Consider the following 26,499-nt stretch of genomic DNA (forward strand, 5'->3'; position numbering starts at 1 on the left):
ATCATGGCCGCACGCCCGTCGTCGCACCCTGCTACAGGGCACCCCGTCGGCGACCTCGGACGCAGGATCACACAGCGGCGACAGGAACTCGGCCTGTCCCAGGCGGAAACAGCCGATCGGGCGGGAATGTCCTCCAGCTACCTCCAGTACCTGGAGGAACAGCCCACGGTCGCCCCCGGTCCTGCGTCCCTCCTCAGGCTGGCGGGGGCCCTGCAGACCACCGTCCGCGAACTCACCGGCGGCGACATCGATCTACCACCCGGCCTCGGTCGGGCAGGACGGCATCCGAAGTTCACCGAACTGCCCTCGGAAGCATGCTGGGACCTGCTCTCCACGCACGGCGTGGGCAGGCTCGCCATACCCGTCGGCACCGGCCCGGTGGTCGTCCCCGTGAACTACAGCGTGATCGAGGGGGTCATCGTCTACAGGACAAGCCCCCAAGCAGTACCGGCACAGGCAGTGGGCTGCCAAGTGGCCTTCGAGGTCGACCACATCGACGCGGCGCTGAGCCAGGGCTGGAGCGTCCTCGTCACCGGACCCGCCGGCACGGTGACGGACCCCGACTGCGTACGGCTGGTGCGACAGCAGGCCTACAGCGAACCGTGGCCGGGCGGACAGCGGGACATGTGGATCCGCATAAATCCCCTCAGTGTCACAGGGCGTCGCATCACCGTGTGACGCGGCGGTGGCCGTAGCCCGGGTGTCGACTCCACTTGGACTGCGCTCGCAACTAGGCCACATCCTCCCGTCGTACGCGCTCGCCCGACGGCGGCGCGCCGGTCTCCGCCCCAACAGGCCCCGTACGAAGGGACGTTCAGCCCAAGGGGTACGGCCCTTCGGCATCCGGTCCGGTACTCGGCAACCGACGAGAGTGAGGGATGTCGGAACAACGGCGACTCACAAATCCCCGAAGGGATCACCACCATGGCCGTACACGAGGACCCTCAGCGGAGCCCGGGCATCCACGTACCGCCTTTCCGCCGGCACCGGACCGCGCCCGCATCCACCGTGTCGGCAGACCTCGACACGCACACAGCACAGGCCTACGCCCTCGCGTCCCTGCGCATCCTCACCGGGTTCGTGTTCCTGTGGGCGTTCCTGGACAAGACCTTCGGCCTCGGTTACGCGACCGCGTCCGGCAAGGGATGGATCGACGGCGGGTCGCCGACGAAGGGTTTCCTCAGCTCCGTGGCCGCGGGTCCGATGGAGTCGACCTTCCACTCATGGGCCGGTGCTGCATGGGCGGACTGGCTGTTCATGCTGGGGCTGCTCGCCGTCGGCGTCGCCGTCATGACCGGTGTGGCGCTGCGCCTCGCGGCCGGCGCCGGAACGGCGATGATGGCACTGATGTGGCTGGCGGAGTGGCCGCCCGCCAGGCACCTGTCGGACGGGGCGCCGAGCATGTCGTCCAATCCGTTCGCCGACTATCACGTGATCTACGCCGTGGCGCTGATCGTGCTGGCCGCTGTCGGCGCGGGCGCGGCGTGGGGGCTGGGCAGGGTCTGGGCCCGGCTTCCGATCGTCCGGGACCGTTCCTGGCTGCGCTGACCGGCCGTGGTGCGACGGGCCCCGGGCCCGTCGCACACGCCTGTCCGCGGGGCCGGTGCGCCCGGGGGCGTGCGTGGACCCGCAAGCCGACGGCCACGGGCTGGGGCCCATCCCGTCCACCGTGCGGTCTGGCCTCGCCGCACGCATTCGCGCCGGTCCTTCGCCTGCGACGGCGCTCCTCAGCCTCGGTCCGCAGGACGACACGCCGGTACGCGCACCTGCTCACGGCGCCCTGCCCATGGACGTCGCCGGCGCGGACCAGGCCCGACGACGAGCGATCGCATGAGGCATCGATCAGGACACACGTTCTTCGACATTCCGTGCCGGCTCACGACACGCTCAGGTCCGTGACCGGGGCCCGTGCCAGCCCGGGGTCGCTTCCCGTCCCAGTGGGCGACCCAGGGCCGAATGGGCCCGAGGCTGACCGTGCGGCCCATACACGCCTCAGGCTCGTGGCGAGATGCTGGCTATGGCAGACAGGAGGTAAGCCCCATGGTTGAGCCCGTCATCGTCGGAGTGGACGGATCGGCCGAGAGTCTCGCCGCCGCCGAATGGGCTGCACGCGAGGCGGTACGCCGTGAGCGACCTCTGCGCATGGTGCATGCCTGGAACTGGCATCTCCACCAGAGGGACGGCGCGGGGCGCGCGAACGCCGCGCAGCGGAACCTGGCGCGGCGCGTCCTGCGGGAGGCGTCGGAGCGCGTCCGCCACTCCGTCCCCGGCGTGCAGCTCACCGACGTGCAACTCGAGGGCCCGGCCACCGAGGCCCTGGTCAAGGCAGCCCAGCACGCCGAACTGCTGGTATTGGGCTCCCGTGGGCTGAGCGGTTTCACCGGCTTTCTCGTGGGATCCGTCGCCATGGGCACGGTCGCCAAGGCCACGCGTCCCGTCGTTCTCGTACGCGCGGATGAGGAGGCCGAGGACGAACACTTCCCGGCGGACGACGGCGAGCCGTCCACCGACACCGGCTATCGAGACGTGGTGCTGGGAATGGACCTCCGGGATCCCTGCGACGAGGTGATCGAGTTCGCGTTCGAGGCGGCGGGGCAGCGGCACGCCCGGCTCCATGTCGTCCACGCATGGCAGGCACCTTCCGCGATCAGCCTCGGGCCCGGGGACATCGCACTGATGCACAATCCCCAGCAGGGTGAGGAATGGCAGGAATTCCTGTCCGCCGTCCTTCAGGTCTGGCGTGACAAGTACCCCGAGACGGAGGTCCTGGAGACCGTGGTGGAGGGCAGAGCCGCGACCGCCCTCGCCCGGGCCGCCTCCCCGGCGAGCCTGCTCGTCCTGGGCCGTCGCATGGCCGAGCGGCCGACGGTCCCGCGTCTCGGTCCCGTCACTCATGCCTCGGTTCATCACGTCGGCTGCCCACTGGCGGTCGTTCCCCACGAGTAGGACGCCCGGGGCCGGGGAGCGCATGGCTCCCCAGCGCGGCGAACAGGCGGTGGGAAAGATGACGGAGCTGCCCCTGGTCGTAGGGGTCGACGGATCGGACTCGAGCCTCGTGGCGGTCGACTGGGCAACGGACGAGGCGGCCCGGCACGGTCTGCCCCTCCGGCTGGTGCACGCATCCTTGTGGGAACGCTACGAAGGTGTCCTGCCGTCGGGCAGCCCTGAACGCCCGTCCGAGCAAGTGATGGCGCAGAACATCATCGAGACGGCGGCGGAGCGCGCACGGCGGCGGAACCCCGCGGTGAAGGTGTCCGCTGACGTGGTGCCCGAAGACGCTGCGTCTGCCCTGTTGCGCGAAGGAAGCAACGCCTACGTCCTGATCACTGGCTCCCGCGGCCGCACCGCGTTCGAAGGGCTGCTTCCGGGGTCGGTCAGCCTGGCCGTCGCCTCGCGTGCACACGGTCCCGTGATCGTGGTCCGCGGAGACAGGGCGGGGCTGGCCGGCGTGCATGGGCGCATCCTCCTCGGTGCCGGAGAACCCGGGGCGACGAACGAGGCGGTGCGGTTCGCATTTCGTGAAGCCGAGGCACGCGGATGTGTCCTCGACGTCGTTCGTACTTGGCGCCGCCCGGCACACGGGGCCGTCGAACACCCCATGTCCGCCGGGGAGGCAGTACGCGACGACGAGCAGCGGGCGTCCGATCTGCTCGACGTCCTGCTCGGCGATGCGATGACGGACCATCGGAACGTGAGGGTGCGCCGCAGCACGGTGGAAGGGCCTGCCAAGTCGGTGCTGCTCAGGCGCTCGGCCGCTGCGGATCTCGTGGTCATCGGGGCGCGGCGCACGCAGGGCCACTTGTGTCACCTCGGCCGGGTGGGTCACAGGCTGCTGCACCACGCGGACTGCCCGGTCGCGATCGTGCCTCAGCGGCTGTGACCCCGGAACTCGTCCTGCGCCGTCGGCGTGGAGGTGCCGGGGGCACCGCGACGGCACCACATCCGCCCCAGGGCGGCCGGCGAGCACAACTGGAAGGCGGAGGAATCGAGATGAGGCGCAGCCTGACTGTGGCTCGTGTTCATCACGCCCACAATGACGGCTCGCGTCACCCCTGACGCGGCACAGCTGACCGCGCGATGAAATGACCGGGATGGGATCATTGGGGTAGCCGGGTGATCGCTCAACGATCGCGAGGGAGCGGCGGTGGACGCTTCGAATGAACTCCTTCGAAAGGCCGAGCCGTCGGCTCTGTTGTGCCCGGACGGCATCGTCCGCTCGCTCAACCGCTCGATGGCTACGGCACTCGACAGGCCGGCGAAACGATGTGTAGGCCGATTCCTACGGGAGCTGTTGCCCGAGAGCCAGCGCAACGTGGTCGAGCGCATCGTGGCGCACGCCGGCAAGCATCGACTGGCCATGCAGGTGCTGGAGCTGCCCAGACAGGGCCGAGCATCCGTGGTCGCTCTCATCGAAGCGCGGCCGGTGACCTCCGCCGGAGGCGAGCAGCTGGTCTGGGTGCACTCACTGAACGTGAGCAATGATCTCGGGAGTCTGCTGATCCCGTTCCGACTGTCGGCGAGGTCCGCCGGCCTCGGCCTGTGCATGTATCTGCCGCAGGTACGTCAGATCGAGTGGCTGGGAGGCGCGCCCGCCGTGGCCGCGCTGTTCCCGGAGGACTCGGTCTCCCTGCCCTGGGTGGTGCGTCACATCCACACCGACGATCGGCCTTCCCTGCGTCGGCTCCTGCGCTCGGACAACAGCCGGCGTTCCTGGACCACCTTGCGGTTTCAAGGCGACCAGGGTGACTGGCACCGCCTTGCCTGCCAAACCCGTCGGATCCAACTCGGGTACGAGGGTCCCGAGCAGATCTTCGGGATGATCCGCGACGACACCTGTGACGAGGCTCGCCGACGGGAGATGGTGGCGGCGGTGGAGGCCCAGCGACGTCGTGCCGACGAGATCGCGGAATTCTCCTCGGCCCTCATCACCGCTTCCACCGAGCAGGAACTGCGACAGGTGGTCCTGACACGACTCGCCGCAACCTTCGCCGGCACCGGCGCGGCACTGGCGCTCGTCGACGACGAGGAGCACCTCTCGGTGTCCTCGGATGCCGGGCTCCCTTCCTGGCACGTCGACGCCCTGCACTGCCGCTCGCTGGATGAACAGGGTCCGCTGCCCCATGCGATCCGCACGGGTGAGCCGCTGTTCATCCGGAACCAGGAGGACCTTCTCCGCCGCTGGCCCAACGGTGACGCCGCACCGCTGGCCTGGCCAGGCCCCGACGTCGCCATGTCGATCACACCCCTGGGTCTCGGCGGTGACCAGGCGCCCGGCGCCTGGGTGGTCACGTACGACAGCGGCCACCATCCGTCGCCGGACGAGAAAGCCTTCATGATCACGCTCGCCGAACTCGCCGGACAGGCGCTCGGGCGGATCAGATCGCAGCAGGCCCGGCTCGAGCTGGCCACAGCAGTTCAGGATCACATGCTCCCGAAGTTGCCCGAAAATCTGCCCGGCCTGGAGGTCGCAGCCCGCTATCGGCCCTGCCGAGCCGGGCTCGACATCGGCGGTGACTGGTACGACGCGTTCCTCATGACGGATGGTGCGATCGCCGTGGAGATCGGCGACGCCCAGGGGCACGACGTGGACGCGGCGGCCTTCATGGGACAGGTGCGCAGCTCCATGCGAGCGCTCGCCGCGCACGAGCCGGACCCCTCGAGTGTGCTCACACACACCAATCAGCTGCTCATCGCGATGGGCGCGCCCCGGTTCGCCAGCTGCACCATGCTGCGCATCGATCCCCACAGCGGACGGGTCACCGGGGCGAACGCCGGCCATGTGCCCCTGCTTGCCGCGCATCAGGACGGCAGTCACGAGATCCACGCGCTGCCGGGCGGTCCCGTTCTGGGAATCCTGCCGAACGCCGACTACCCGGAGGAGACCTTCACCCTCGACAGGGACACCGCGCTGGTCATGGTCACCGACGGCGTGGTCGAAGGGCCTGATCTCTCACTGGACGCCGGACTGGAGCACACCGGAACACTGGCCGCCCGGGCCGTCCACGACGGACTCAGCGCCGACGAAACCGCTGATCTCGTCCTCGACGCCGCGGTCGCGTTGAACCACCCCGACGACCTCGCCGTGCTGGTCGTCCGACGCACTTGATGGACTGCCGGGTCAAGGAGCCCGTTCTGCCCTCGGTCGGGTGGTCGGCCGACCACCCTGCCGTGCCACGGGCAGGGCGCAGCACACCGCACGTTCTCAACAACTCCTGACCTCGCGCGAAGCCGCGTGATCGATGTGGGGCGATCATGAATTCGACAAGTAACTTGACAAAGTTACTTGTCGAGATCTAGGCTGAGGGTCATGACCACGGACCCAGGACCGAAGCAGTCCGCAGTGACCGCGCAGCGGCTCAGTGATGCGATGAAACGGCTGCGCGCACGGCTGCGCGCGGAATCCGGGCAGCACTCGGTCGGCCTGACCCTCACACAGCTCGCGGTGCTGGGGAGCGTCGTGCGGGAGGGCCCGGTCACCGCGGCCCGCCTCGCCACGCTGGAGCACGTCAGCCCGCAGTCCATCGCGCAGAGTCTGGCGGTGCTCAAGGCCGCCGGGCTGGTCCACAGCGAGCCGGACCCGCAGGACGGCCGCCGAAAGCTGATGAGCGCCGACCCCTCCGCGACCCAGCTCATCGACAACCTGCTCGCGGGGCGCGCCGCCTTCCTGACCCGTGCCATCGACCGGGTCGTCGCCGCGGAGGAGCGCCAGGACCTCGAAAAGGCCATCGTGTTGCTCGAACGCCTCGCCGCGGCCGACCTGAGTGACGGCGGCATATGAGGGCCGCCACCAACCAGGCCGAGACAGAGGCGCGCGGCCACTCCCTCAAGCCGTTCGCGTGGACGTTCACCACCCCGCTCTACGTGGGCTCCAGCCTCAACCCGATCAACAGCTCCATCATCGCGACCGCGCTGGTCCCCATCGCCGCCGATCTGCACGTCTCCGTGGGCAGCACCGCCGCGTTGGTCTCCTCGCTCTACCTGGCCAGCGCCGTCGCACAGCCAACGGCGGGCAAGTTGGCGGAGGTACTCGGCGCGCGCCGGATCTTTCTCTCCGGCATCGTGCTCGTGCTGGTCGGCGGTGTCATCGGGGGCCTCGGCCAGAGTCTGGCGATGCTGACCGTCGCCCGGGTCCTGGTCGGCATCGGCACTTCGGCCGCCTTCCCCTGCGCAATGATCCTGATCCGGCGCCGCGCCACGGAGGCAGGTCTTGACGCTCCACCGGGCGGGGTGCTCGGCGGAATCGCGATCGCAGGGATGGCAACCGCCGCCATCGGTCCGCCCATCGGCGGGCTGCTGGTGGGGGCCGCGGGTTGGCGCTGGGCGTTTCTGATCAACATCCCCGTCACCGCGATCGCCCTCGCGATGACCGTGCGCTGGCTGCCCAGGGATCCGGCGCGCGACCACGCGCGCACCGGTCTCCGTCAGGTCGCCGACCGGATCGACCTGCTCGGCATCGTCGGATTCGCAGGATCGATGAGCGCGCTGGTCATCTTCCTGATGAGACTTCCGCAGGTCGAGTGGATCGCGCTCGCCGCCTTCGTACTCGTCGCGGCGCCGACGGTCGTGTGGGAACTGCGCAGGCCCGCGCCGTTCTTCGACTTCCGCAGCCTCGCCGCCAACGGCCCCCTCACCCGCACCTATCTGCGCCAGTCACTCACCCTGCTGGGCGTCTACTCGGTGATGTACGGCATGACCCAGTGGATGGAGGCCGCCCACGGGATGTCCACCGTGACGGCGGGACTTCTGCTGCTGCCGATGGGAGCCGTCTCGGCACTGCTCTCTCGACCGCTGGCCAGCCGCAATCTGGTGCGCGGGCCGCTGATCGCCTCGGCGATCACCATGCTGATCGGGTCGGCCGGCATCATGCTGCTCACCTCGCACAGCCCGGTCATCGCGATCGTGCTGGTCTCCCTCGTCTTCGGCATCACGTCCGCCACCACCACAGTCGGCAACCAGACCGCCCTCTACCTCGCGGCACCGCCCGACCAGATCGGCACCGCCTCCGGGCTGTTCCGGACGTTCGGATACCTCGGAACCATCACCTCGGCCGTGATCGGCAGCATCGTCTTCCGCGACGGAGCGAGCGACCACGGTCTGCACATCCTCGGCATCGTGCTGGTCGCGGCGGGCTTCGCCGTCCTGCTGCTGACCGTCCTCGACCGCCGTTTGTCCTCGACCAGCACTCGATGAACCGCTCCACGAACCGACCGACCAGCACCTCCAGCACAACTGAGAAACCCATCAAGGAGAACCAGCTCGTGAGCACCCCCGCACTTCCCGGCATCACCCCCACGCGAACCGCCCTGCTGGCCATGGACTTCCAGAACGGGATCGTCCCTCTCGCCCCCGACTCGGACGCCCTCGTCGAGCGGGTCAAGGGCGCCATCGCCGACGTCCGCACCGCCGGTGGCACCGTGGGCTACGTCCGCGTGGGCTTCACCGAGGACGACTGGACCGCGGTCCCCGAGACCAACAAGACCTTCTCCGGCGTCGCTGCGGCGAAGATGATGCACCACGAGGACCCTGCCACCCACATCGACGAGCGGATCGCACCGGAGGACGGCGACATCGTCGTACGCAAGATCCGCTACGGCTCGGGTTCCACCACGGACCTCCACCGACAGCTCGGCGACCGGGACATCAACACTCTGGTGCTCGCCGGGATCAGCACCAGCGGCGTCGTCCTGTCCACGCTGATCGACGCGGCCGACCGCGACTATCGCGTCTTCGTCCTGTCCGACGGTGTGGCCGACCCCGACCCCGAGATCCACCGCGTGCTGGTCGAGAAGGTGTTCCCGTCCCGGGCCCACATCATCGACACCACGCAACTCCGCGCGTTGCTGTCCGCCTGACGCACGGCGGCCCCGACGGGCATCGGTCCGTTCCGCAGCGGCGGAACTCGCCGCTGCGGAACGGACGGAGGGACGCACCACACCGGCTGCCACGCGGGGCGCGTGCCACATCGGCGACTCAACTCCCGTCGGCACAGCGCTCGCACGACGGACAACTCCGCCACTCGCCGACCCGGCCTGACACAGCACGTTGCCCTTGTTGGTACGAGTGGCTGTGACCAGCACCTTCGAGACGCTCCTAGGGGCGCATCCCGAACAGGAAGCGGGTCGCTCGCGTGCGGCGGACCAGTAGCTCGTACGCGGTGAGGGTGAGGATGAGGGAGATCACCACGAGCACGACGTACTCAACCAGGATCGGCGCAGACCAGCCGACCACGAAGTATGCGACGGCGACCACGATCGGCTGGTGCAGGACGTACAACGGCAGCACGGCTGCGGCGAGATAGCCATAGAGGCGCCGACGCGTCGTCGGGGTCGGGTTCGGCGCCGCACGCGGTTGCGCCGGCCGCCGACGGTCGAGGAGGCCTGGGATGGCGACCACCAGGCACCATCCGGCCGCACCGAACAGCGCCCGTGAGGCGGTGGCCAGGGCGGTCATCTCCGTGAAGGGCTCGTCGGCCAGGGCAAAGCCGGGGCCGGCTGCCGCGAACAGCAGGGCGCCGAGCCAGGCTGCGGTCCCGGCGTCGCGCCGCATCGCGGTGCGGAAGCGGTCATCGGTGGCGAGCACGAAGCCGGCAACGAAGAACAGCAGGTACGACCAGCGGTGCCAGCCCGCGTAGTCCTCCTCCAGCCGTGCGAAGGCACAGATCGCCGCGAAGGCGAGGGCCGGCAGGAACACGACGCCCCGCCGGTGCAGGGTCGCCTCCGCGACCTTGTCGCCGATGCGGCGGACGCGTTCGCGCGGCAACCACCGGTGAAACGGCGCCAGCATGAGGGAGAACGCCAGGAGGAGCACGACGAACCAAAGATGGCCGGTCTCGAAGTGCTCGCCCTGGACGAGGAAGGGGAACTCTTCGGGCTCCAGGTGCACGTCGTAGAAGCGGGGCAGGAAGCCGAGGTACGACTCGTGATAGTCGGCGTCGGCCGAGCGCAGCCGCAGCCACTGCGGCAGCGGGTTCAGCGCGAGGGTCGCGAAGACCAGCGGAACGCCGAGCCGCAGCAGCCGCTCCCTGGCGAAGCCGCCCGCGCCGCGGCGCTGAAGCGAGTGCCAGGCACCGAGGCCGGAGATGAGGAACAGCAGCGGCATGGCCCAGACGACCCCGAACCCGGCGATGATCATGATGGCTTCGGTGGTCTCGGCGTTCTTGACGTAGAAGTCGTCGTCGGCAGCGAATACGAGCGCCGAGTGGAAGAAGACCAGCCCGATCACGACCAGCATCCGGATCGCGTCCAGCTCCGGCCGCCGCTCCGGTAGCGGTGCCTGCGCCGGTTCAGTGTGCGTCGCCATGTCTGTCCCCCCGTCGCCTGTACGTCACCAGTGTTGGAAAGGCGGCCGCCGGGCGCCACCCCCACAACGGACTCATCGAAAATCAACTCTCGATACGCGCCCTGGTTGTGCTGTGACCGGGAACCATTGCCGGGTCGCTCGTTGTGCTGGGTGCCAGTGAACGCGTTCGCCCCGGGGCCACAGCATTGGATCCTTGGAAACCGGAAGCGGTGTTGCCCTCTTCCCTCGCGATAGGGTGCTGCGATGTCTCGATCAAGCGAAACCGGATCAGCCTTGTCTCCCGTCACCGCGGACGACGTCGACCTTGCAGTGCGGCTCGCCGTGGGCATCCTTCGGGACGCACCCGCGAAGGGGTGGGCGATAAGGCCGGTTCGCTGGAGTGGGACTGCTGGGAGACCGCCGAGCACCTCGCCAACGACCTGTTCTACTACGCCGTGCAGCTGGGGCCGCAGAGCCCACCGCTGGACACCCATGTGCCCATCGCGTTGAGCCAGAAGAGGCCGGACGGACCCACGGTCTTCCTCCACGCGGACCGTGATGCGGGCCCGGCCGGCCTGCTGCAGGTGCTGGAGGCCTGCGGCGCGCTGCTGGTCGCCATGGTGCGTACCACGCCGCCCCGGGTCCGCGCCCACCACGCCGCCGGGGTGTCGGACCCCGAAGGCTTCGCGGCGCTGGGGTTGCAAGAGACGCTCGTACACATGCACGATCTGGCGGAAGGCTTCGGACTTGCCTGGACCCCGCCCTCAGCTCTCTGCTCGCGGGTGCTCGCCCGTCTGTTTCCAGAGGCTCCGGGCGGCGCGGATCCCTGGCTCACCCTGTTGTGGGCCACCGGCCGCGCCGAACTGCCGGGGCACCCTCGTCTCACCAAGTGGCGCTCGGACAGCACACCGCGGTCATAGGAACGGATCGGCCACAGCCGCGGCCAGGCTGATGATCGCGCCCCTACCGCGGCGAGAGCACACCGAGCCACCCGTCCCGACCGGCAACCGAAGCCGAGGCCGAACGGCTTCGCGAGGTCTTCCGCGCCGAGTGCGCCCACCAGCCGTCGCTCGTCGAGGACGCGCTCGGCAAACAGAGCTGGCCCTGCTGGTCCAGTTGGAAGCTGCCTGTACCACAGCCGACTCCCTCGCCGAGGCAGTCGAGGAGGCTTTCCCTCAGCACCGGGACGCTGACGTGATCCTCAGCTTCCCCGGTCTCGGCGCCCGGGTGCTGGCCGAGATCGAAAGACGACCGGCAGCGGTTCGCCGACGCCCGCGGATCGAACGTCGCCAACCGCGAGTCACCGTCCGAAGGATGGACCGCAGCGCGAAAGCCTACCCTCCGGCATGCGCCTGCATGCGATCACTACACCACGTACAAAACGTCTGTCACCTCAGCGGTCCTACGGTTTAACTGCTGGCGGATGCACGTCAGCGCACCTTCAGACGTAAAGGGCCGTGACAGGACATGATTCCCACCCGTGCTTTCTGGCTCGCCGGTCGCGCGGCCAGTGGTGAGAAGACCTTGGCTATCAGCTCCCCCTGGACCGGGCGGCTCATCGGAAAGGTCAGTGTTCCCACCGACGAGCAGGTCGAGGAGGCGGTGGCGTCGGCATACGCCGTTCGCGATGAGTTCGCGGCTACGCCGGCATATGTGCGTGCCGCCGCGCTCGACCACGTAAGCAAGCGCCTCGTGGAGCGCAGCGAGGAGATCGCGCAGCTCATATCCGCGGAGAACGGAAAGCCGATCAAATGGGCTCGCGGCGAGGTCGGCCGTGCGGTGTCCGTGTTCAGGTTCGCCGCGGAGGAAGCGCGCCGCTTCAACAGTGGCGAGGCTCAGCGGCTGGACACTGACACCGGCGGCCAGGGCCGGCTCGCGCTCACCCGCCGCTTCCCGAAGGGCGTTGTGCTGGGAATCACGCCGTTCAACTTCCCGCTGAACCAATGTGCCCACAAAGTCGCCCCGGCTATCGCGGCCGGCGCCCCGATCATCCTGAAGCCGGCGCCCAATACTCCGCTCTCGGGCCTGATCATCGGTGACCTGCTTGCCGAGACCGATCTGCCGGCCGGTTCATGGAGCATCCTTCCCGTCGCCAATGACCGGATGTCGGGGCTGGTGCAGGACGAGCGCCTGCCGGTCATCTCGTTCACCGGCTCCGAGAGGGTCGGGTACGCCATCATGGACTCGGTCCCCAGGAAGCACTGCACACTGGAGCTCGGCGGGAACGGCGCGGCCGTGGTGCTGGCCGACTTTGCGAGCGACGAGGATCTTGACTGGGCCGCCAAGCGTATCGCTGTGTTCTCCAACTATCAGGGCGGGCAGTCCTGTATCTCCGTGCAGCGTGTCATAGCCGACGCCACAGTGTACGACCGACTGCTGCCGCGTATCGTCGCAGCCGTCGAGTCTCAGGTCACCGGCGACCCCTCGGATGACCGAACCGATGTGGGTCCGCTTGTCAGTGAGGACGCAGCATGCCGCGTCGAGTCGTGGGTTGACGAAGCCGTCGGTTCCGGGGCCACGCTGCATACGGGCGGCAAGCGGGAGGGCGCCTCGTACGCGCCTACAGTCCTCGCGGATGTTCCGGCAGACACGACCCTGGCCTGCGAGGAGGTCTTCGGGCCAGTTCTCACGGTGCTCAAGGTAGCCGGTGAGGCCGAGGCTTTCGCCGCCGTGAACGACTCCAAGTACGGGCTGCAGACAGGCGTGTTCACACGCGACCTGCAGGCTGCCTTCCGAGCGCATCGGGCTCTGGAGGTCGGCGGAGTCGTGATCGGCGACGTGCCCTCCTATCGCGCCGACCAGATGCCCTACGGCGGGGTCAAGCAGTCCGGTGTCGGCCGCGAAGGAGTGAAGTTCGCCATGATGGATTACACCTACGAGCGCGTGCTGGTCCTCACTGACCTTGCGCTGTAGTAGCAAGGCCCTCCCGTCGGATGCCGTGCTGCGCGCTGGCCGCTGGTCGTGGAGGGCAGGCCGGTGTCGGACCCGAACCCGCCGTCGCCGGCCGCCGTGCAGTTCCGGCTGGGCAGCTCGACATCCTCTGGTTCGGTTCAGCGGGCTACGGGCTGAAGGAGCTGCAGCAGGGCAGGCCACGGCACACGACGTCGACAACCATGGCTCGCCTGCTGCTCGTTCTGCTTTCTCACGCGTCCCGTTCGGTGCGGGTTCGCCGTCAAGTCCCTTTGGCGAGTGGCGCCCGCCTTCTGGTGCTGTGGCTGCTCGGGTGCGTCACGCTCTGCACGGGCGTGGGCGACGGCCGCGGACGAGGGTAGCGGTGGTGATCTGACGCGCACGGCGCCATAGGATTGGGGCCCGGTCGCTGACGACCGGGCCCCACTCATGTTGCTTACGCCGGTGCCGGCGCTCAGAAGCAGGCGTCTTTCCCATGGGCGCAGCGGCGGACTGTTAGCCGTCACCATGGGCAAGAGCGTCGGTGACGGGTCCTTCCCGCAGCGGCGGAGGGGCTCGGGTTGATTCGTGCCTTGTGGGGCCGTGCCGGGGGAAGGCCTCGTGTCTTCTGCCGCGGCCGTCGGCTGTGTGGCTTCGGTCAGATCTGGTTGAGTCCGCCATCTACGAACAGCTCGGATCCGGTGACGAAGCTGCTCTCATTGCCGGCGAGGAACAGTGCGGCGGCTGCGGCCTCGTCCGGGTGCCCCATCCGGCCCAGCGGAATCTGGCTGGCAAAGACGTCCCTCATCTTCGCGGCCTGGTCGGCGTCCGCAGCCAGGCCGGTGATGCCCGGGGTGACGATCGGGCCGGGCACCAGGGTGTTCACTCGGATCGCACGTCCGCTGAGTTCGTTGGCCCAGGTGCGGGAGAAGGAACGGACCGCGGCCTTGGACGCGGCGTACACGCCGAAGGCGGCGCCGCCTGAGGTGGCGGCAGTCGATCCGGTCAGGATCACCGAGGCGCCGTCATTGAGCAGCGGAATGGCCTTCTGAACGGTGAAGAGCATGCCTCGCACGTTGATGTTGAAGGTGGCGTCGAAGTGCTCCTCGGTAACCTGCTGAAGAGCGGCGAACTCACCACCGCCCGCGTTGGCGAACAGTACGTCGATGGACCGGTTTTGCTCGGCGACAGCCGCGTAGAGGCGGTCGATGTCCGCGAGGTTTGCAACGTCGCCCCGGACAGCGGTGGCTTTCCCACCGATTTCGACCAGCGCGGCGTCGAGAGCGTCCTGCCGGCGGCCCGTGATGAACACGTGCGCGCCCTCACGTGCGAATCGCTTGGCGGTGGCCAGTCCGATTCCGCTGTTGCCTCCGGTGACGACTGCCGTCTTCCCGTCAAGCTGTCCCATGATCGTTTACTCCTGTCTGGTGCGAACGCCAGAAGACGTGCACCAAGTGTCACTGCCGCATTACAGCCCGAACCGGACGGCCCCAGGCCCAGTTATGGACTATACGGTAAAGAACTACGTTATGGACCGCACGGACAAAAACGTGACTGCATCCACACCTCCGAGCAGCGACAGGCTGGCTGACGCCGGCCCGTCCGCGAGGGGCGCCGCGAAAGGCTCCGACCGGGGGCCATGCACCACGCACCCCCGCCATCGCGCGGTCTGCCGCCCTGTTTGGCGATGGCGGAGAGGCCGCCCAGCCTTCCCGGCGCTCGCTACGGCCGGGAGGGCACCCCACAATCTGGACCGACAGGTCAAGAACAACGTATGCTGTTGACCATGGGACGACCGCGGAATTTCGACGAGAAGCAGGTACTGAAATCTGCGCGCGAGCAGTTCTGGAATCAGGGCTACGCGGCTACGTCACTGCAGGACCTGACGGACGCCACGGGACTGGGCAAGGGGAGCCTGTACGGGGCCTTCGGCGACAAGCGGCAGCTGTTCTTGCACGTGCTGGACGGCTACCGCAACGAACAGCTGAACGGCGTCCGGGCGGTCCTCACCGGGCCCGGTACGGCCTTCGAACGCCTGACCCTGCTGGTTGAGGGAGTGGCCAAGGGATTCATGGAGGACCCGCAGCGGCGCGGCTGCCTCCTGGTCAACAGCACGTCCGAGCTGCACAGCAATGATCCGGATGTCACCTCCCGGGCGCGGACCAGCTATCAAGCGGTCGAAGATCTTCTGATCGCCTGCGTGAAGGAAGCCCAGGACGAGGGGACGGTCGAACCGAGCGCGGACGCCCAGGAGCTCGGGCGACTGCTCCTTGGCGTCATGCAGGGCATCGAGTTTCTCGCGAAGACCGACATGGACGGCTCAGCTCTGCTGCAGATAGGCCAGGCCGCCCTCAAGCAGTTGTCCCGGCATTGACCGTTCCGCGGGCCCGCACCTTTCACAGGTGATGTGCCGACAGGCAGGGATCCGGGTGGGCATGTCGAGTCGGCGTGCGAGCATCCACCGCACCTGCCCTCCGAACGCCCCCACCAGTGGCACGGACACCCGCTCCAGCGCGGTTGACGGCCTGCCCCTTTCACCATGCCCTTGAGCAAGCTCTCCGGCCGTACGGTTGCGCCTCAACGCGGGCCGGACGACGCTCGCAGCCGACGGCGCGGGACCATTGCCCACGGGCCCTGGGGGCGAGGTCTCCAGTTCCCCAAGTCCGCGCAGGACTTCGCTCGCGCCTCTCTTCCGTACGCCGACAGCGAGCACTCAAATGGTGCCTTGATCCACCGACTTCGCAAGGCGCCTGAACAGGACACAGTTCTTGACTGTGTGGTCCACAAGACCTACCTTTGGGCTGTGACCCGTGGATTCGCTACTGCAATTGGACGTCGGGTCGGCGGCAGACGGGCACAGACCGCTCCGCTGCACGGCAGAGAGAAGCCGGGCGGGACTGCACGAGAGTCTCGCGCGCCCCACCGCAAACGACTGCACACGCCCAACGAAAAGTGATCACCATGACCACCGCTGCCCAGCCGCCCTTCACCTACAGCCTTCACAACGTGACGATTACCGTCAGTGACCTCGACGCGTCGATCCAGTGGTGGAACCGGGTGTTCGGCCTCACCCTGCTGGCCAAGTCCCGCTTCGACGCCATCGGCGCAGACGTTGCGTTCTTGGAGGGCTCCGGCTTCCGGCTCGAACTGCTTCAACCCGCCGACGGCATCCGGATCCCCGAGTTGACTGCGGAACCTCCCGCTCATGTCCGCCCGATCGGCAACAAGGCTCTCGTCTTCCGAGTCGAAGACCTCGGCAGCGTGACGCGGACCTTCCGGGATCTCGGCGTGACTATTGTCTGGGAGCAGATGGATCTCGGCGACGGGAGCATTTCGACCGCGATCCGGGACAACGACGGAAACCTCATCAACGTCTTCCAGGAAGGCGCAAGCCCGATCGGCTAGGGCCCGATGTCGAAAGGCTGGAGGAGCCTGGCGGTTTCTGCCGCGGACGGACCTAGCGACTCGGCTTCTCAGTTGGTCGTGGCCGAGAGTCAGGTGGTCTCCGATCAATGGAGACGGTCTCCCGTTCTCGGCCGGTGCGACGCACTCGCTGGTTTGCACATGGTGGTATGCGCAAACGCGTTCATATCCTCCACATGTGGTCAAGCCGTCGGGGCGGCGGGTGAGCCGGCGCCGTCCACTGCTTCCGGCCTCCGCAGACCTGGGCGGGCAGCTGCCTATCGTGCAAAGGTCTGGATGGCGCTCGACGGCCGGCCGCCCTCCAGGAGGCCCGGCGGTCAAGACGGAGAACGTCCTTCGCGGCGACCCGTATCCGCGCCGAGCCAATGGGCCAGAGCTTGCCTGATCTGACCAGCACGACGTTCGGGGCGCTGCTCGGAGGTGGCCCACGCGATGTAGGCGTCCGGCCTCACCAACACAGTCTTGCTGGTCGGCCCCGCAACGGACACGATCTCTACCTCGTCAGCCCATTTCTCAGCCTCGGAAGGAGGCAAGGCGCCCGTTGCCGCGATGAGGACGAACCGCCTGGTACGCAACGCCTCGTATAGCCGCCGCCCATCCGTCAACGGAAGGTCGGGCACGCGCTTTCCGGTGAGTGGATCTGCGCCGGCCGGCGCGGCGTACGCAATGTCGAGTCCGGAAATCGCACGGCCCAGCCGCTTGGCCAAAGGCGGCAGTTGCAACACTGTGCGGGCGGAGAAGTCGCGGATACCGCACATGGCACGTGGTGTGGTCAACACACCACGCAGCAGCGCACCGCTCATCCGCAACACCCTGCGGCCCACTGGATGCCGTTCGTCTTGGTAGGTGTCGAGCAGGCCGTCCGGTGCCCGGCCGCGCAGGACAGCCGCCAGTTTCCAACCAAGGTTGACGGAGTCTTGGATGCTGGTGTTCAGGCCCATACCGCCGGCAGGGGAGTGCACATGCGCGGCATCCCCCACGAGGAACACGCGGCCCACGCGGTAACGCGGGGATTGGCGTTCATCGCTATGGAACCGGGAGAGCCAACGCGGATCGTGCATGCCAAAGTCGCTGCCGAGCGCTCGGCGGGCGACCTCGCGGATCTCCTCCAAGTCGACTGATGCATCGTCAGGCATCTGATGTCGGCGATTCCAGGCCATGATGCGAAACCACCCGTCGCCGAACGGCACGACAATGGCGAAGGCGTCCCCGACCGCCCCAACGGTCGGTGGTTTCAGTGGCGGTTCGGAAAACCGCACATCGGCAAGCATCATGGACCGAACCGCAGATCGGCCAGGAAAGGGAAGGCCGAGAGATTGGCGTACGGTGCTGCCCCGTCCGTCGGCGCCTACCACGTAGCGCGCACGCAGCGTTCGCAGAGCACCATCCGCCGTCCGAGCCTGCACGTCCACACCGTCCGCGTCCTGCTCGAGCCCGACCACCTCCCAGGCCCCCCTGATATCCGCACCCCGAGCCAGTGCACGCGCCCGGAGGACCCGCTCGGTGTTATATTGCGGCGTCACCAGCACATGAGGGTACCTGCTCGGCAAATGAGACAGATCGATCCTCAGGAATTGCAAAACCGGATTTCGGATACCGGTCCGAAGAATCTCGTCGGCTATTCCGCGAGCATCAAATTGCTCCAGCGTTCGCGCCTGCACGGCAAACGCGCGGGTAAGCTCCGACTCCTTCTCACGTTTTTCGAGGACAGTGCAACCGATCCCGGCTTCGGCCATGTCGCCGGCGAGCAGCAACCCAGCTGGTCCAGCCCCCACGATCAGCACTTCGTAGTCGGAGCCCATACCGTCTCCTCCGCATCGGTCACACGCCGGCGAGTCATCGCTCGCCAGGAATGCTCCTTCGACTCTAGATCAGCCGGTTGGTGATCGCTCGCATCGACGGATTAGGGCTTGTCGATCGGCTCCGCGGCACACAGAGCTTCGTCAGTTGACGCGGCGGACCTGCCAAGGGTGTATCAGCACCCCAGTGGATAGCGCCCCCACACGTCACTCGCAGCACCAGCCGCAGGGCGGGAGCGTGACGAATGCCAGTCCCGTGGCTGCTGGCCAATAAGAGCTCGTAACACGATCTTGTTGAAGCGTCCTGGTGGGGCGTGACTGGCGTGGTGATCCAGCAGTTCGTCATATGTGAGTACTCGGCCGTGGACCGTGGACGACGACCTGGTGGGGTAGATCGAGCCGTTGCTGCCGCCGTGGACAGAGAAAGCCACCGGGTCCGCGGCCGGTGGTGGACCGGCTGTGTCTGCAGGGGATTCCGTACGTCCCGCAAGGAAGCCCCGAATATCAAGGGCGTCTCAAAGGTCAGGGGCGCGGAAGATTTGCCAGCGCGGAGCGGCCGATCTCAATGAGAGCCGAGGCATCCATGTCGGTCTTGGCAAGAAATTCGATGCCCTGCAGGACCGCCAGCAACAGATTGCCCACTTCCTCTGGGCTGACATCCACTGCCAAGTCGCCTTCCTCTTGCGCATCCTTCACGCAGGCCGCCAAGAGGTTCTGTATCTCTTGGTACGTCGTACGGGCGCGAGCGGTTACCTCCGAGTCCTGCCCGTGCAGTTCGGAGGTGCTGCCAGCGAGGAAGCAGCCGCGCCGCTGGGCGTCATTTGCGTAGCCGTGGGCAGCACCGTCAAGGAGGTGACTGAGGCGCTCCAGCCCCGTGCCCGGTCCGGTGAGTATCTGCCGGACGCCGCTGAGCTGCTCGTCGCGGTAGTCGTCCAGGGTACGGAGGAAGAGTTGACGCTTGTCGCCGAATGCCCCGTACAGGCTCCCCTTACCAAGTCCAGTGGCGGCCATGAGGTCATCCAGGGATGTTGCGGTATAGCCCTGATTCCAAAACTGCTCGCGGGCTTTTCGCAGTACCTGGTTTTCGTCGAAGCGTCGTGGGCGACCCATCGAGCCAGCATACCAGTTGTTGACTCTTCGGTCCATTAGGCAGGTCGCCGCGTCTTCCGCGCCACCTCAAACGGCTTCGGTGCAACGCCGTCCGATACGAGGAGACCACCCCTCCGATATTCGGGACCTTCATGCACTCATTCAATGGGGATGGGCTGGTCCAGAAAAACGGTCTTGCCACGGCCGTTGGGGGAGGTGTTCCACTGCCCGGCCAGGGCATCCACGATGAGCATGCCCCGGCCATGCTCGGCCTCGGCGTTCTCCTCCTCGCGCAGCACCAACGGCGAGGGGACGGGAGGGTTACTGTCGGAGTCGCGTACTTCCAGTCGGATGTGGTCGTCGAAGGCCCTCAGCCGGACGTCGACATCACTTCCTGCATGTATGAGGGCATTCGTCACTATCTCGGAGACCATGAGCTGCAGGTCATCCGACATGTCTGCAAATCCCCAGGAATGCAAGTGGTCGTCGACGAAGACGCGGGCAGCCCTGACCCCGTGAAGATCGCGACGTTGTATGTACAAGCTGGCCGTCCGAGGCGCTCCGTCTTCCAACGCGCCTTCATACCGAGCCAGGAGCAGCACCGCGTCGTCAACATGCTGCTGAGGGTCCGGATCAGCTATAAGACGGTCGGCCAACGGCTCCAAGTCGGCACTCGCCTCGCTGCTGACCGCGCCCAGCAGGGACCGCGCGGACTCGCTGAGGTGCCCGGTGGCGAAATCGGTCAGACCGTCGGAGTACAGCAAAAGGACGGATCCGGGAGCAAGCATGTACTCACGACCTCGGTAGGCGTGCCGTGTAGTGATACCCAGGGGAAGGTTCGAGGGCGCGTGAAGGGTTCCACTGCTGCCGTCCGGCCGTTGCACAAGTGGTTCGGGGTGACCTGCCAGGGCTACTTCGGCCGTTCCGGCCTCGATGTCCAATTCGACGACGCAGCAGGTCACCAACAGCTGAGTGCCAAGTTCGGTAAGCAGCCTGCCGGTGCGATCGATCACCGTGGCGGGGGGATGGCCTTCGGTGGCATAGGAGGTCAGTGCGGTGCGGACCTGGCCCATGACAGCGGCGCTCTCCAGGTCATGGCCTTCCACATCGCCGACGACGAGTGCGATGCGGTCATCGGACACTTTGATCACGTCATACCAGTCTCCGCCTACCTGGAAAGCCGATGTCGCGGGCCGGTAACGGGCAGTGACGGTAAGCCCCGGCAGCTCCGAGAGCGCGGCTGGCAGGAGGATGCGCTGCAGATGTTCCGCGACCTCGCGATGCCTGGTCGCCAGGTCGACGCGCTCCACCGCTGCACCCAGCAAGCCGGCCATCATGCCAAGGACGGCCCTCTCTTCTGGCGGGAAGTTACGGGGCCCCTCAAAGGACAGGCAACATACGCCTATGATTTTGCTTCCTCCGGCGATAGGCAAATCTATTGCCTGCGTGCCTCCCGTGAGAGGCAGGTGTGCCTCGACCTGCTCACCGTCAGGACCAATAGATGGAATGGGCCATGATTTACCGGTGGAGGAGAACAGTGGTCGGCCGTGGATCGCCTGCGATGCGGGGCTGGGAGCATCGATTGGTGCGCCGTGCAAGTTCCGCGCCATGTCGAGGGAGTCCCCGCTATGCCCCAGCACCCAAAAGCGGCCCTCTCTGGACAGGGCCAGTACCAGAGCCTTCGCGCGGAAAGGTTCCATGAGACAGTGCCGTGCAGCCCGTACAACGTGGTCCATAGCCGTAGCTTGATTCAGCAATTCGGATAGACCACGCAGCGGGTACATCATGCTTATGCCGGCCGAACCGGGGAAGTCGGAAAGCCCCCAACCCGGGCTGTCCACACTCGCTTCGTACGTTGGAAGGAGTATCGGGGCAGGGCCTGCTGTGATCGCTGTACCGCTTGCTGACAGATCGGCCAAGGCGTCGGCCAGCGTTTCCGCGACCTCCTGCAAGGCCGTGCAATCTCCGCTTTCGTAGGCTCCATGAGTATCGAGCCTCAGAACCGTCAGCGTCCCGAAGCGCTGACTTCCCTTACCGACAGGTACGGCGAGGGCCACATACGGGGACGGTCGTGGACCTAGCTCCTCCGCATCGACAGGATCAGGATCGCATACTGCACCGTTGACTGAAGTCAGCGCTCGCGCTGAGGCAAAAGGTGCGTCAATATTTATGTGCCCCGGGAACGCGAAGAAGGAAGGTGGGCTGCCGACAATCGTCCCCACTTTCAGCTCGGTATGGCCTGCGTTCAGCAAGTAAACGGCTGCAGCTACGGCGTCAAGTCGATGCAGGGCCTCGCATACGGAACCATGCAAGATCTCCGCCAGATTCCTGCCTGTGAACTCGATGGCCGCTGAATCACGGCCATATCCTCCGGCTGTGCTTCCACTCATGGCGACCCCCTTCTCCAAAATTGTAAGTTCAGGGGTGCCAGGTTGCTTCGGCGTGAGACGTGCAGGCCAGCTGGAATCAGAGCCGCTCCTGCCTCGTCGCGGTCGAGCGCATTTCGGATATCGAGCTCTCTCAGCGACGCAGAAGATCTTGGAACACAATGAGCTGAGACTCGCCTGCGCCTGCCCCGCCCGCGAGATGCGGATTTTGTAGCGATGCGCTGGACAGACACCACCGCCTGTCGACTTCTGTCGCCGTCACCTCGCCGCTGCCTCCGAACAGGAATGATCCGCCGTCCCGGCTGACCTTCCTGATCAGAGCACCGGTCTAGTCCTGATCGTCTTCACGGCGGATGAGGATCAACGCCACGTCGTCGGTGCCGGCGGTGGAGCCGGGTGCCTGGCGGAGCAGTCCGTCGGCTATGGCGTCCGGTGGCGACCCGGCTGTTCGTCGCAGGTGGTCGGCGAGTTCGGCGAGGGAGACGTCGATGTCGGTCCCGGGGGTCTCGACCAGTCCGTCGGTGTAGAGCAGCAGAGCGCTGCCGGGCGGCAGCGGTGTCTCCATCGGGGTGTATAGGGCGTCCGGCTCGATACCGAGAAGCGGTCCCGGGGGCACGTCGAGGATGGTGACCTGACCCTCGGGATCCAGCAGCAGCGGCGGTGGATGACCTGCAGTGGCCAGCACGGCACGGTGGGTGGCGAAGTCGACGTGGGCGTAGAGGCAACTGGTGAAGAGCCCGGCGTCCAGGTCCGTGAGCAGCTTGTTGGCGCGGGTGAGCACCTCGTCGGGGCGGGCGCCCGCGGTGGCGTGCACGGCGGTGCGTACTTGGCCCATGAGGGCGGCGGCGGTCACGTTGTGCCCCTGGACGTCGCCGATCGCGGCGGCGCAGCCGGAGTCGAGCCGGATGAGGTCGTAGAAGTCGCCCCCGATCTCAACTCCTCGGGTCGCGGGCCGATAGCGCGCGGCGACCTGAAGTCCCGGGATCTCGGGCAGGGCCGTGGGGAGCAGCAAGTCCTGGAGCCGTCGGGCGAGTTGGTGTTGGGTGTCGTAGAGCTGGGCCCGGTCCAGCGCCTGGGCGAGCAGTCCGGACAGCGAGGTGAACAGGGTCCGGTAGCCGGAGCCGAACCGGTGCGGCTCACGGTAGCCGAACGCCACACAGCCGACCGGTCGTCCCAAGGCCGTCAGGGGCATCATGGCGAAAGCGGACAAGCGACTGCGGGCCGACCAGCCGGAGAAGGCGTGGTCCATCTCCTGCGGACTCGAGAAGTACAACGCCTCCTGCTCCAGGATGCAGCGGGCGGCGGGGGTGGCGATGTCCACCAGGCGGCCGTCGATCATCCTGGTGGCCTCCTCGGGGAGTCCCCGGTGGCCGAGAAGTCGCAGCCTGGCCCCGTCCACCGTGAGGAGGGCGATGCCTTCGGCATCGAAAGCCGACATCACGGGACTGCATACGATCTTGACGACGTCCTGCACCTCGACCGCCTGGCTGAGGACGGTGGCCAGTTGCATCAGGTGGTACAGAGACCCGACCCGGGTGGGGGCCTCGTCCGTCGTCGGCGTGAGCGCCGCGGCCTCGGTCGTACGTGCCGGGATGCCTGAGGTCGCGGTCCCGGCGGGGGCAGCGGTGCGCTTTAGACGGACGCTGATACCCGACGCGCCGGGGAAGAGGCGGAAGGACAGCCAGACATCGGGGGGCCGCAGCGCGGTGAACGAGGTCGGCAGCCGGGTGAACAGAGCCCGTCGGTAGCTGTCCTCGTACACGAGATCGCTCAGCCACGGCAGAGCCTCCCAGGGCAGCGCCCCGATCAAGTCGCCTCTCGCAGTACCGAGGAGATCCGCGGCGGCCGCGGTCACGAAGGTGACCTCACCTTCCAGATTCATCCCCAGGCCGCCGCCGGGGAGCCTTTCCGCGAAGTGGGCACCCGCACGTGCCTCGTCCGCCCTGTAGTGGTTCGCTTCCTGCCGGTGGACGACGAGCGGCCGGCGGTGGGGCCTCACAGGGCGCCCGTCCTCGGCGCACCGGTTGAGCAGTTTGCTCAGCCGGTGGGCCCCCGCGTCGACCACCTTCAGTTCCTCCGGAACGGGCTCGGGCGGGTGGGAACCGGGCCAGAGGAGGTTGAGGACGCCCCACAGGGTGTCGCCGGTGACCAGGGGTGTGTCGACGACGGCGTACGGGTACGGTGCCGCGACGGCGGACTCGGGGTAGAGCAGTGCCCGCTCGCTCGGGCCCATCCAGATCTGCCGGCGCTCACGCGCCGAACGGGCGATGGCGAAGTTCGACTGCAGCCAGATCCGTGTCCACGGGCCGACGTACTTGGCGGGAAAGCCGCTGAGGAGGGCGGCGAAGAGCATGGGTTCGCCCGGCGGGAGCAGCAGGAGCAGTCCGCCATGGGCGCCGCTCTCCTCGACCACCTGGTCGAACAGCGGGCCGAGCACCTCGGGCCCACGGGTGGGCAAGTCCGGCATAAAGTACATTATGTAACTAGTCGCAGATGAGTAAAGCATCGCAGCAGGCGGCAGTCTCACCCCGCGGCGCGTCACACCTCCCCCTGTAGGCAACCTTCGGCTCGCGCCACAATGCAGAGCGTAAGGATCGGGCGCGCCACGAACGCTGCCGACATCCACCACGACCACGTCGGGCGTTCGCCGAACGACCGTCTGCGCGTCAGATGGTCATGTGGCCGGCGACGAGCGCGCTTGCGAGCCGGGAGAGTTGGGAGCGTTGCGCATCGGTGAGATGTGCGGCGAGGGCGCGGATCTGCCGGTCAGCCTCGGCAGCGCCCTGGCGGGCCAGTTCATGCCCTTGCGGGGTCAGTGACACCAGCACGGCACGCCTGTCGTGGGGCGAGGCGGTACGACGGACGAGTTCGCGGCGTTCGGCGCGATCGACGAGGCCGGTCATGCTGGATTTGTCGAGCCCCAGATGGCCGGCGAGTTCCTGCATACCGGGCGTGCGGTCGCGCAGGACGCCGAGGAGCCGCAGTTGGATGATCGACAGTCCGTGCTCCGCGGCGACCTTGCCCAACGCGGCCTGCACCAGGAACGACAATTGGGCCAGGCTGTCCACGATCCCCAGGTCCTCGACCTGTGCCGCCGCCCCGACCCCTTCCCGATCCACCGACGAAGGCGCAACCGCGTCAGGCGCGTCGCTGCGCCGTCGCGATGCCGATGAGGCAGGGGTGAGGTCGTCGGGCATGTCCCCATCCTAGGGCGATGTAGTACGCGACACAAACCACTTGCCTTAGTACGTGACACCAACTACTTTGGTTGGTGCCACGTACTAATTGCGTGGCGGACCCTCCAGCAAACCCCACCCACCCCTCAGGGAGTCACCATGCGTGCTGCCGTCGTCCGCTCGTTCGAGAATCCGCCCCGCTACGAGGAATTCACCACCCCCCGGCCGACCGAGGGGCAGGTCCTGGTCGACATGCTCGCCGCCGGCCTGCACCCCCGGGTCCGCTCCGGCGCCAATGGCACCCACTACACCAGCGACGGGCGTCTGCCCCTGATCCCCGGCGTCGACGGGGTGGGCAGACTCCCAGACGGTCGGCGCGTGTACTTCGTGGCCGACGACGGCGCTCCCGGAACGATGGCCGAACAGGCACTTCTCGACCCCCGCCGATCCGTCCCGCTGCCCGACGACGCCGATCCGGTCACCATCGCCGCCGCGATGAACCCCGCCATGTCCTCCTGGGTGGCGCTGCGCCGCCGGACCGAGTTACGGCCCGGCCGGAGCATCCTGGTGCTCGGTGCGACCGGGAACGCCGGCCGGATGGCCGTGCAGATAGCCCGCCACCTGGGCGCGGACCGCATCGTCGCCGCAGGGCGCGACCCGAAGCGCCTGGCGCTCCTCACCGATCTCGGCGCAACCGACGTCGTCTCCCTGGCGGGCGATCCGGCCCAGTCCGCCGACAAGCTCGCAGAGGCCGCCGCGGACGTCGACGTCGTCATCGACTACACCTGGGGGGCTCCGACCGAACGGGCCATCCCCGCCCTGCTCAGCCGCAGGACCGATCGCAGCGCTCCACTGGACTGGATTCAGATCGGCTCCATGGCCGGGCCGGACATCACTCTGCCTTCCTCCGTCCTCCGCGCCGCCAATCTGCGGATCATGGGCAGCGGGCAGGGCTCCGTCACCGCCGCCGGGATCATCGCCGAACTGCCGTCCCTGATGACCGAACTCTCCAAGGGCACCCTCACCGTCGCCGCGCTGCCGCGCCCGCTGGCGCAGGTGGAAGACGCATGGACGGCTCCCACCGAGCCCGGGCAGCGTGTTGTACTCACCGTCACCGCCTGAGCGCCTTGGGCATGAGGGCGTTCGAGCTGACCCTTGCCGTCGATCCCGCCCGCCGACACATCGACCTACCACTGATCGACACGGCTCCGCACCCGGTCATCGGTTCGCGCGGCAGGCGGATCCAGCCCCGCCGACAAGAGGTGTTCGAGGATCTCGGCGTGTTCGACAAGATCGCCGTCTCCGGCCGGGCTTGCCCCGGCGGCCGACTCCACATCGACGACGCGCCGGCCGAGCGGACCGCCGTCATGATGCCGACACCGGACGCCATCGCCCTCCACTCCGTGAGGTGACGACGGTCCGGAGACGCATCACGAATCATCCGTCCGTCTCGTCATA

General features: G+C 67.5%; 20 protein-coding genes and 2 pseudogenes. 15 read left to right on the forward strand and 7 right to left on the reverse strand.

What is annotated here, in order from left to right; all coding sequences use genetic code 11:
• Positions 1–3 precede the first annotated feature (3 nt).
• The 8 genes from RCR19_RS40635 to RCR19_RS40670 all read left to right on the forward strand — a co-directional run bounded on the left by RCR19_RS40635 (position 4) and on the right by RCR19_RS40670 (position 8,852).
• Entirely contained in the window at positions 4–678 is a 675-nt protein-coding gene (locus RCR19_RS40635; RefSeq protein ID WP_331270120.1) for a pyridoxamine 5'-phosphate oxidase family protein, read from the forward strand.
• Positions 679–924: 246 nt separating this feature from the next.
• Positions 925–1,548: a hypothetical protein gene (locus RCR19_RS40640; RefSeq protein ID WP_331270121.1), complete on the forward strand. Its 624-nt coding sequence runs from the start codon at positions 925–927 to the stop codon at positions 1,546–1,548.
• Between the two features lie 492 nt (positions 1,549–2,040).
• Positions 2,041–2,946, forward strand: a complete 906-nt coding sequence (locus tag RCR19_RS40645; protein ID WP_331270122.1) for a universal stress protein — start codon at positions 2,041–2,043, stop codon at positions 2,944–2,946.
• A 22-nt stretch (positions 2,947–2,968) separates the two neighbouring features.
• Complete coding sequence (locus RCR19_RS40650) at positions 2,969–3,880, forward strand: universal stress protein (RefSeq protein ID WP_331270123.1); 912 nt, start codon at positions 2,969–2,971, stop codon at positions 3,878–3,880.
• A gap of 264 nt (positions 3,881–4,144) precedes the next feature.
• Positions 4,145–6,106, forward strand: a complete 1,962-nt coding sequence (locus RCR19_RS40655) for a SpoIIE family protein phosphatase (RefSeq protein WP_331270124.1) — start codon at positions 4,145–4,147, stop codon at positions 6,104–6,106.
• A gap of 201 nt (positions 6,107–6,307) precedes the next feature.
• Complete coding sequence (locus RCR19_RS40660) at positions 6,308–6,778, forward strand: MarR family transcriptional regulator (RefSeq protein ID WP_331270125.1); 471 nt, start codon at positions 6,308–6,310, stop codon at positions 6,776–6,778.
• Entirely contained in the window at positions 6,775–8,190 is a 1,416-nt protein-coding gene (locus RCR19_RS40665) for an MFS transporter (protein WP_331270126.1), read from the forward strand. Before RCR19_RS40660 ends, RCR19_RS40665 begins: the two co-directional genes overlap by 4 nt.
• A 68-nt stretch (positions 8,191–8,258) precedes the next feature.
• Entirely contained in the window at positions 8,259–8,852 is a 594-nt protein-coding gene (locus tag RCR19_RS40670; RefSeq protein ID WP_331270127.1) for a cysteine hydrolase, read from the forward strand.
• Positions 8,853–9,090: 238 nt separating this feature from the next.
• Here RCR19_RS40670 and RCR19_RS40675 read toward each other — a convergent pair whose 3' ends face one another.
• Complete coding sequence (locus RCR19_RS40675; protein WP_331270128.1) at positions 9,091–10,299, reverse strand: acyltransferase; 1,209 nt, start codon at positions 10,297–10,299, stop codon at positions 9,091–9,093.
• 243 nt (positions 10,300–10,542) lie between these two features.
• Here RCR19_RS40675 and RCR19_RS40680 point away from each other — a divergent pair.
• The 3 genes and pseudogenes from RCR19_RS40680 (at position 10,543) to RCR19_RS40690 (ending at position 13,191) form a co-directional block, all read left to right on the forward strand.
• Positions 10,543–11,198 (forward strand): annotated as a pseudogene (locus RCR19_RS40680) (hypothetical protein).
• A 95-nt stretch (positions 11,199–11,293) separates the two neighbouring features.
• Positions 11,294–11,554, forward strand: a pseudogene (locus tag RCR19_RS40685) (IS110 family transposase); the annotation flags it as partial.
• Positions 11,555–11,745: 191 nt separating this feature from the next.
• Entirely contained in the window at positions 11,746–13,191 is a 1,446-nt protein-coding gene (locus RCR19_RS40690; protein ID WP_331270129.1) for an aldehyde dehydrogenase family protein, read from the forward strand.
• Positions 13,192–13,825: 634 nt separating this feature from the next.
• On the opposite strand, the gene RCR19_RS40695 is transcribed toward RCR19_RS40690, so the two are convergent.
• Positions 13,826–14,575: an SDR family oxidoreductase gene (locus RCR19_RS40695; protein ID WP_331270130.1), complete on the reverse strand. Its 750-nt coding sequence runs from the start codon at positions 14,573–14,575 to the stop codon at positions 13,826–13,828.
• Positions 14,576–14,953: 378 nt separating this feature from the next.
• Here RCR19_RS40695 and RCR19_RS40700 point away from each other — a divergent pair, with 378 nt between their 5' ends.
• Together RCR19_RS40700 and RCR19_RS40705 are read left to right on the forward strand one after the other, a co-directional pair.
• Entirely contained in the window at positions 14,954–15,541 is a 588-nt protein-coding gene (locus tag RCR19_RS40700) for a TetR/AcrR family transcriptional regulator (protein ID WP_331270131.1), read from the forward strand.
• A gap of 587 nt (positions 15,542–16,128) precedes the next feature.
• Entirely contained in the window at positions 16,129–16,572 is a 444-nt protein-coding gene (locus tag RCR19_RS40705) for a VOC family protein (RefSeq protein WP_331270132.1), read from the forward strand.
• A 335-nt stretch (positions 16,573–16,907) separates the two neighbouring features.
• On the opposite strand, the gene RCR19_RS40710 is transcribed toward RCR19_RS40705, so the two are convergent.
• From RCR19_RS40710 to RCR19_RS40730, 5 genes are all read right to left on the reverse strand, one after another.
• Positions 16,908–18,392, reverse strand: a complete 1,485-nt coding sequence (locus tag RCR19_RS40710; protein ID WP_331270133.1) for an FAD-dependent monooxygenase — start codon at positions 18,390–18,392, stop codon at positions 16,908–16,910.
• 519 nt (positions 18,393–18,911) lie between these two features.
• A complete protein-coding gene (locus RCR19_RS40715; protein WP_331270134.1) occupies positions 18,912–19,499 on the reverse strand; it encodes a TetR/AcrR family transcriptional regulator in 588 nt (195 codons plus the stop codon).
• 137 nt (positions 19,500–19,636) lie between these two features.
• A complete protein-coding gene (locus tag RCR19_RS40720; protein ID WP_331270135.1) occupies positions 19,637–21,868 on the reverse strand; it encodes a SpoIIE family protein phosphatase in 2,232 nt (743 codons plus the stop codon).
• A 325-nt stretch (positions 21,869–22,193) separates the two neighbouring features.
• Entirely contained in the window at positions 22,194–24,332 is a 2,139-nt protein-coding gene (locus RCR19_RS40725; RefSeq protein WP_331270136.1) for a GAF domain-containing SpoIIE family protein phosphatase, read from the reverse strand.
• Positions 24,333–24,531: 199 nt separating this feature from the next.
• Positions 24,532–25,062: a MarR family transcriptional regulator gene (locus tag RCR19_RS40730; RefSeq protein ID WP_331270137.1), complete on the reverse strand. Its 531-nt coding sequence runs from the start codon at positions 25,060–25,062 to the stop codon at positions 24,532–24,534.
• Positions 25,063–25,200: 138 nt separating this feature from the next.
• Between RCR19_RS40730 and RCR19_RS40735 the strand changes: the two genes are divergently transcribed.
• Positions 25,201–26,163 (forward strand): zinc-binding alcohol dehydrogenase family protein, encoded by a 963-nt coding sequence (locus tag RCR19_RS40735; protein WP_331270138.1) that lies wholly within the window; start codon positions 25,201–25,203, stop codon positions 26,161–26,163.
• An 11-nt stretch (positions 26,164–26,174) separates the two neighbouring features.
• The gene (locus tag RCR19_RS40740; protein ID WP_331270139.1) at positions 26,175–26,453 is read left to right on the forward strand and encodes a hypothetical protein; all 279 of its coding nucleotides are present in this window, start codon (positions 26,175–26,177) and stop codon (positions 26,451–26,453) included.
• Positions 26,454–26,499 lie beyond the last annotated feature (46 nt).

The organism is Streptomyces sp. WAC07094, assembly GCF_036320405.1.
GTDB lineage: Bacteria > Actinomycetota > Actinomycetes > Streptomycetales > Streptomycetaceae > Streptomyces > Streptomyces lannensis.